Here is a 6,437-nt window from a genome sequence, read left to right on the forward strand (position 1 = left end):
AATTGAGCCGCATTTGTGTGTTATTTGTGCATATGAATGTAACTTGAATAGTTTTATCACACAATGTGCCTAAAACATGATAAAAACACGTATCTAAATTCAATTAAGCAATCAAAATGAAGTTAATCTTAAAATTAATTGCCGGTATTGTGGCCGGTATTTTGGTCGGACTCTACGTACCTATCACTGGTGTTGAACTTTTATTCACAGTAAAAGAGCTAATTGGTCAAATTATCTCCTTTACCATTCCTCTTATTATTTTATTTTTTATTGCATCGGGTATTGCTGGCCTTCCAAAAGGGTCTGGGCATTTACTTGGTAAAACAGTTGGCTTTGCTTACAGCTCTACCATTATTGCCGGTACGCTTGCATTTTTATTAGTGAGTGCCGTAATTCCATTTTTAAGCGGTGGTATTACGTTTGAAGCTGAAGTAGCAACCGAGATTGGTAGTTTTATTGATTTAGAAATCCCGCCACTTATGGGCGTTATGACTGCACTTGTTACTGCTTTTGTATTTGGCATAGGCATGAGCCAGCTAGAGCTTGATACGCTTAAAAAGGTGTCTGATCAGGGTCGTGATGTAGTTGATGGTTTACTTTCGAAAGTAATTATTCCAGCTTTACCATTTTACATTGCTGGCGTATTTGCCGAAATGACGGTAGCGGGCACTGTGGTTGATACATTGCAAACATTTGGTGTAGTTTTAATTGCAGCGCTTGTTATGCATTGGTTATGGCTAAGCGTTTTATATATAGCGACAGGTATATTACTAAAGCGTAATCCAATCGAATTAGTTAAAAATATGCTACCAGCGTACTTTACCGCTTTGGGCACAATGTCTAGCGCTGCAACAATTCCAGTATCGCTACAATCAAGTAAGTCGAATGGCGTAAAAGAGGACGTAGCTAACTTTACTGTACCACTTTGCGCGACTATTCATTTATCGGGCTCTACAATTACAATTGTAACCTGTGCTATGGCTGTTATGTTTTTATCGCCGAGCATGGTAGTGCCTTCATTAGTAGGTATGTTGCCGTTTATTATGATGTTAGGTGTAGTAATGATTGCAGCACCTGGTGCGCCAGGTGGCGCGGTTATGTCGGCACTTGGGCTATTAACAAGCATGCTTGGGTTTAACGAAGGCGCGGTTGCATTAATGATTGCACTTTATTTAGCACAAGATAGCTTTGGTACTGCGTGTAATGTAACAGGTGATGGTATCATTGCATTATGGGTTGACCGATTTAGCGAAAAATCGTCATCTTAAACTATTAGAGCGGGGCAATAATATTAGTTATTGTTTCGCTTTATGTATGTTACTGTGGCAAATTAATTTAATTAAATTGCATGTTGTTAGGTAAGTGAGGATGTTCCATTGATTAATGTACTTTTAGTTGATGACCATGAACTTGTACGAACAGGTATCAAGCGTATTCTTGATGACGTACGAGGGTTTAAAGTAGTAGGTGAAGCTAAAGATGGCGAGCAGGCGGTACAATTTTGTCGTCAGCATTCACCTAACATAGTACTTATGGATATGAACATGCCAGGAATGGGCGGATTAGAGGCGACTAAAAAGATTTGTCGTTACTGCCCAGATGTAAAGATTATTGTGCTTACCGTTAATTGCGAAGACCCGTTTCCAAGCAAAGTAATGCAAATTGGTGCACACGGCTTTTTAACTAAAGGTGCAGGCTCTGATGAAATGGTACGCGCTATTCGCTGCGTTCATGCGGGGCAGCGTTATATTGCACCAGAAATTGCACAGCAAATAGCACTTGCGCAAGTGACAGGCCGTACAGACGAAAACCCTTTTCAGAGTTTATCTGAGCGAGAGCTACAAATTATGCTTATGATCACCAAAGGTGAAAAAGCACAAGATATAGCAGAGCGTTTAAATCTAAGTTCTAAAACAGTAAATAGCTATCGCTACCGTATGTTTGAAAAATTAAATGTAGGTGGTGATGTTGAGCTTACCCATTTAGCTATTCGTCATAAAATGATTGATATAGATATTTCGTACTAACTTATAATTTATGTCTGAATTTGATCACGTACATTTTCTTAAAACGCTATCAAGCGAGCCCGGTGTATACCGCATGCTTGATAGTGACAGCCAAGTTATTTATGTTGGTAAAGCCAAGCACTTAAAAAAACGTGTAAGTAGTTACTTTAGAAGTAATATTACCGATAGCAAAACACGCGTATTAGTAAATAATATTTGTGATATTGAAGTCACGCTTACCAATACCGAAACCGAAGCACTGCTGCTTGAAAATAACCTGATAAAAAAATACCAGCCTCGCTATAACATATTATTGCGCGACGATAAGTCGTATCCTTATATTTTACTGACTAATCATAAGCATCCTCGTTTAGCGTTTCATCGTGGAAGTCGTAAAATTAAAGGTGAGTACTTTGGGCCTTTCCCAAGTGCTGGTGCGGTATCTGAAAGCTTGCGCCTAATGCAAAAAATCTTTCCTGTTCGCCAATGTGAAGATGCTTATTACCGTGCTAGAAGTCGTCCGTGCCTACAATATCAGCTTAAACGTTGCTCAGCTCCGTGCGTTAATAAAGTAACGGATGATGACTACAGTGAGCAAGTTGATTATGTTCGTAAGTTTTTAACGGGTAAATCACACGAAGTTATTGCTGATTTAATAAAAAAAATGGAAGCAGCTAGCCAGCAATTAAACTTTGAACTGGCGGCAAAAGTTCGCGACCAAATAATGCTACTTCGTAAAATGCAGGAGCAACAGTCTATTTCGGGTAACTTTGCAGAAATGGATGTAGTCGGTTTTGCGCATTTAAACGGGTTAAACGGCATTCATTTATTAATGATCCGCGATCATAAAGTACTGGGTAGTAAAACGTACTTCCCTAAAGTCCCTAAAGATTCGAGTGAGCAAGAAATATTGACTTCATTTTTAGGACAGTACTATTTAGCGCCAGGAGCAACAGGGCGTATTGCAAAAGAAATTATACTACCGTTTGAAATAGAAGAGAGTGAAGCATTAGGTGAGGCACTTACACAAGTAAGTGAACGCAAAGTAACATTTAAAGTAGTTACTCGTGGTGAACGTGCTCAATACTTACAATTAGCGAATAAAAATGCTTTAAACAGTATTGCCGTTAAGCAAAGTACTCAAGACTCTATTAATAAACGTTATGCACAGTTAAAAGCAACACTGCGACTTGACGATATAACCCGAATGGAGTGTTTTGATATAAGCCACACCATGGGGGAGAACACCGTCGCAAGTTGTGTTGTATTTGATTCACAAGGACCAAATACAAAAGAGTACAGGCGTTACAATGTAACGGGCATAACCGGTGGTGATGATTATGCTGCCATGGAATTTGCACTTAACAAACGCTACAACAAGTTAGTAGACGAAGACAAAATCCCTGATGTTATCTTTATTGATGGTGGTAAAGGGCAACTAGGGCGCGCTGAGCAGTACTTTTCTAATTGGCCGCACACTAAAATGCCTTTATTAGTGGGTGTTGCAAAAGGGACTAGCCGCAAACCAGGTCTTGAAACCCTGTTAATTGATGGTGGTCGAAAAACAATACCAATGGATTCCGATGCACCAGCACTTCATTTGATTCAACATATACGCGATGAGTCTCATCGTTTTGCTATTGCAGGACACCGTAACAAACGCCAAAAACAGCGTACACAATCACTATTAGAAGAAATAAATGGAGTAGGTTCTACACGTCGCCAAACATTATTAAAATATTTAGGGGGCATGCAGGGAGTAAAAGCTGCTAATATAGAACAGTTAAAGAAAGTTCCTGGGATCAGCCCTGACATGGCTGAGAAGATATTTAACCATTTGCATGACAAGGGCTAGCCCTTCATGCGAATATAGCAAAAAAGACATATCCAAGTAGTTATGTGGAATATTCCAAACACACTTACAACATTTAGAATTTTTCTTATCCCCGTTTTTTTGGTGATATTTTATTTGCCTTATAGCTGGGCTTTTTTTGCTGCCGCCTTTATTTTTTGGCTTGCATCGATCACCGATATATTAGACGGTTATTTAGCAAGAAAGCTTGAGCAATCAACCCCCTTTGGTGCTTTTTTAGATCCTGTTGCTGATAAAGTAATGGTATGTGCTGCGCTTGTTGCACTAGCTGATCAGTACCAATCAATGTATATGACAATACCCGCACTTATTATTATAAGTCGTGAAATTATTATATCTGCACTTCGTGAATGGATGGCAGAGCAGGGTAAGCGTGGTAATGTTGCTGTATCAAACATGGGTAAAATAAAGACGGCTGCACAAATGTTAGCCATTATTGGTTTGATTTGGCAATACGATACCTGGATGAACTATTTAAGCTTTGCACTATTGTATATTGCGACCTTTTTAACCTTGAGTTCTATGATGCAATATTTACGTGCAGCATGGGGTGAATTGACTAAAAACTAACTCTAAATGTATAATAACGCACCGTTTTAGATAAAAAACAAGCAAACAGTTCAAAACTAGCATTTTTTGTATTGACGCGTTTAATAATCTCTGTAGAATGCGTCCGTGTTGAGAGGGCATAGCCCCCGAGATAAACGAAACGGTAATTAATCAGTTACCTGAATGTTCACATAAATCATCATGTGTTTGTTCAATTTAATTGATAAATAAAATGCGGTACTAGCTCAGTTGGTAGAGCGCGACCTTGCCAAGGTCGAGGTCACGAGTTCGAGCCTCGTGTACCGCTCCAAGTTTATCTCAAGGTTAATACCCCGTACTGGGGCGGAATGGCAGAGTGGCCATGCACCGGATTGCAAATCCGTTTACCTCGGTTCGACTCCGGGTTCCGCCTCCATTTCAACACTCCACACGCTTTAATTAGCAAACTCGATGCCCGAGTGGTGGAATTGGTAGACACAAGGGATTTAAAATCCCTCGACTAACAAGTCGTGCCGGTTCAAGTCCGGCCTCGGGCACCACTTTGTGGTTTAATTGCATTACCAAGTGTAATTTATAAAATGATTAATTTAGAATTAATATGATGCGGTACTAGCTCAGTTGGTAGAGCGCGACCTTGCCAAGGTCGAGGTCACGAGTTCGAGCCTCGTGTACCGCTCCATATTAGTTTTATCCACTTGCTTTTAATAGCAAACTCGATGCCCGAGTGGTGGAATTGGTAGACACAAGGGATTTAAAATCCCTCGACTAACAAGTCGTGCCGGTTCAAGTCCGGCCTCGGGCACCACTTTAAGTTATTTTACCAAGATAATTTAAAGTTGATAAAACAGTATTTTGCGGTACTAGCTCAGTTGGTAGAGCGCGACCTTGCCAAGGTCGAGGTCACGAGTTCGAGCCTCGTGTACCGCTCCAAATTATTTGGACACATTTAGGCGGAATGGCAGAGTGGCCATGCACCGGATTGCAAATCCGTTTACCTCGGTTCGACTCCGGGTTCCGCCTCCATATAATTTACTCCACACGCTTTAATTAGCAAACTCGATGCCCGAGTGGTGGAATTGGTAGACACAAGGGATTTAAAATCCCTCGACTAACAAGTCGTGCCGGTTCAAGTCCGGCCTCGGGCACCACTTTAAGTTATTTTACCAAGATAATTTAAAGTTGATAAAACAGTATTTTGCGGTACTAGCTCAGTTGGTAGAGCGCGACCTTGCCAAGGTCGAGGTCACGAGTTCGAGCCTCGTGTACCGCTCCAAATTATTTGGACACATTTAGGCGGAATGGCAGAGTGGCCATGCACCGGATTGCAAATCCGTTTACCTCGGTTCGACTCCGGGTTCCGCCTCCATATAATTTACTCCACACGCTTTAATTAGCAAACTCGATGCCCGAGTGGTGGAATTGGTAGACACAAGGGATTTAAAATCCCTCGACTAACAAGTCGTGCCGGTTCAAGTCCGGCCTCGGGCACCATCTTTATATTAAGCACTTTGCTTATAAAATACCCTCTAATAAACACATTCATCTTGAAACTCTAAATTTTTATCATCTAACTATTCAAATACTAATTTTATTATTTATATCCAATATTATTAAAGCATGATCATTTTATCGCATTAAATAGCTCACTCACCGTGTTATACCAATTCCATTAAGTATGTGATCTGAATTTCACGCCGAAAAAACAATTCAGTTCTAGGCGTAAATTGATGTAAATGGTTGTTCCCTTTACGAAATTGACAACAAAGGAATGGGTTGTTTTAGCAAGTAAAATAGATCAGCTATTTATTGGAATTGGTATAATATAAGAGTTGATATTTATAGAGCTTACAGGCTTCAGACTTATTAAAAGTGTAAAAGCGACCCATATAGGCTAACACCATTCAGTTAAGCATGTTTTGACTTAATGGTGTACCGAGTTTTTGAAATTCGAACGGTCCTACTTTTGGGCCGTTTTCTTTTTTCTGGAAGAATATAACGTTTCACTCGTT

The 6,437-nt window shown here is 40.1% G+C and carries 4 protein-coding genes and 11 tRNA genes; all 15 read left to right on the plus strand.

Going from position 1 to position 6,437, the window contains the following annotated elements:
• Positions 1–116: 116 nt before the first annotated feature.
• The 15 genes from I6F49_RS12645 to I6F49_RS12715 all read left to right on the plus strand — a co-directional run bounded on the left by I6F49_RS12645 (position 117) and on the right by I6F49_RS12715 (position 5,919).
• Entirely contained in the window at positions 117–1,268 is a 1,152-nt protein-coding gene (locus I6F49_RS12645) for a dicarboxylate/amino acid:cation symporter (protein WP_166421888.1), read from the plus strand.
• A 108-nt stretch (positions 1,269–1,376) separates the two neighbouring features.
• Positions 1,377–2,027 (plus strand): UvrY/SirA/GacA family response regulator transcription factor, encoded by a 651-nt coding sequence (uvrY, locus tag I6F49_RS12650; RefSeq protein ID WP_149594787.1) that lies wholly within the window; start codon positions 1,377–1,379, stop codon positions 2,025–2,027.
• Positions 2,028–2,037: 10 nt separating this feature from the next.
• Positions 2,038–3,861 carry an excinuclease ABC subunit UvrC gene (gene uvrC, locus I6F49_RS12655; protein WP_166421889.1) on the plus strand — a complete coding sequence of 608 codons (1,824 nt, stop codon included), beginning with the start codon at positions 2,038–2,040 and terminating at the stop codon, positions 3,859–3,861.
• A 42-nt stretch (positions 3,862–3,903) separates the two neighbouring features.
• Positions 3,904–4,449 carry a CDP-diacylglycerol--glycerol-3-phosphate 3-phosphatidyltransferase gene (gene pgsA, locus I6F49_RS12660; protein ID WP_166421890.1) on the plus strand — a complete coding sequence of 182 codons (546 nt, stop codon included), beginning with the start codon at positions 3,904–3,906 and terminating at the stop codon, positions 4,447–4,449.
• Positions 4,450–4,662: 213 nt separating this feature from the next.
• A tRNA-Gly gene (locus I6F49_RS12665) sits at positions 4,663–4,738 on the plus strand.
• Between the two features lie 31 nt (positions 4,739–4,769).
• A tRNA-Cys gene (locus I6F49_RS12670) sits at positions 4,770–4,843 on the plus strand.
• 37 nt (positions 4,844–4,880) lie between these two features.
• Positions 4,881–4,967: transfer RNA gene (locus I6F49_RS12675), tRNA-Leu, on the plus strand.
• Between the two features lie 64 nt (positions 4,968–5,031).
• Positions 5,032–5,107, plus strand: a tRNA-Gly gene (locus I6F49_RS12680).
• A gap of 39 nt (positions 5,108–5,146) precedes the next feature.
• Positions 5,147–5,233, plus strand: a tRNA-Leu gene (locus I6F49_RS12685).
• A 49-nt stretch (positions 5,234–5,282) separates the two neighbouring features.
• A tRNA-Gly gene (locus I6F49_RS12690) sits at positions 5,283–5,358 on the plus strand.
• A gap of 19 nt (positions 5,359–5,377) precedes the next feature.
• Positions 5,378–5,451, plus strand: a tRNA-Cys gene (locus I6F49_RS12695).
• A gap of 38 nt (positions 5,452–5,489) precedes the next feature.
• Positions 5,490–5,576: transfer RNA gene (locus I6F49_RS12700), tRNA-Leu, on the plus strand.
• A gap of 49 nt (positions 5,577–5,625) precedes the next feature.
• A tRNA-Gly gene (locus tag I6F49_RS12705) sits at positions 5,626–5,701 on the plus strand.
• Positions 5,702–5,720: 19 nt separating this feature from the next.
• Positions 5,721–5,794: transfer RNA gene (locus I6F49_RS12710), tRNA-Cys, on the plus strand.
• 38 nt (positions 5,795–5,832) lie between these two features.
• Positions 5,833–5,919: transfer RNA gene (locus I6F49_RS12715), tRNA-Leu, on the plus strand.
• The last annotated feature ends 518 nt before the right edge of the window (positions 5,920–6,437 follow it).

The organism is Pseudoalteromonas sp. SWN166 (assembly GCF_015864485.1).
Lineage (GTDB): Bacteria > Pseudomonadota > Gammaproteobacteria > Enterobacterales > Alteromonadaceae > Pseudoalteromonas.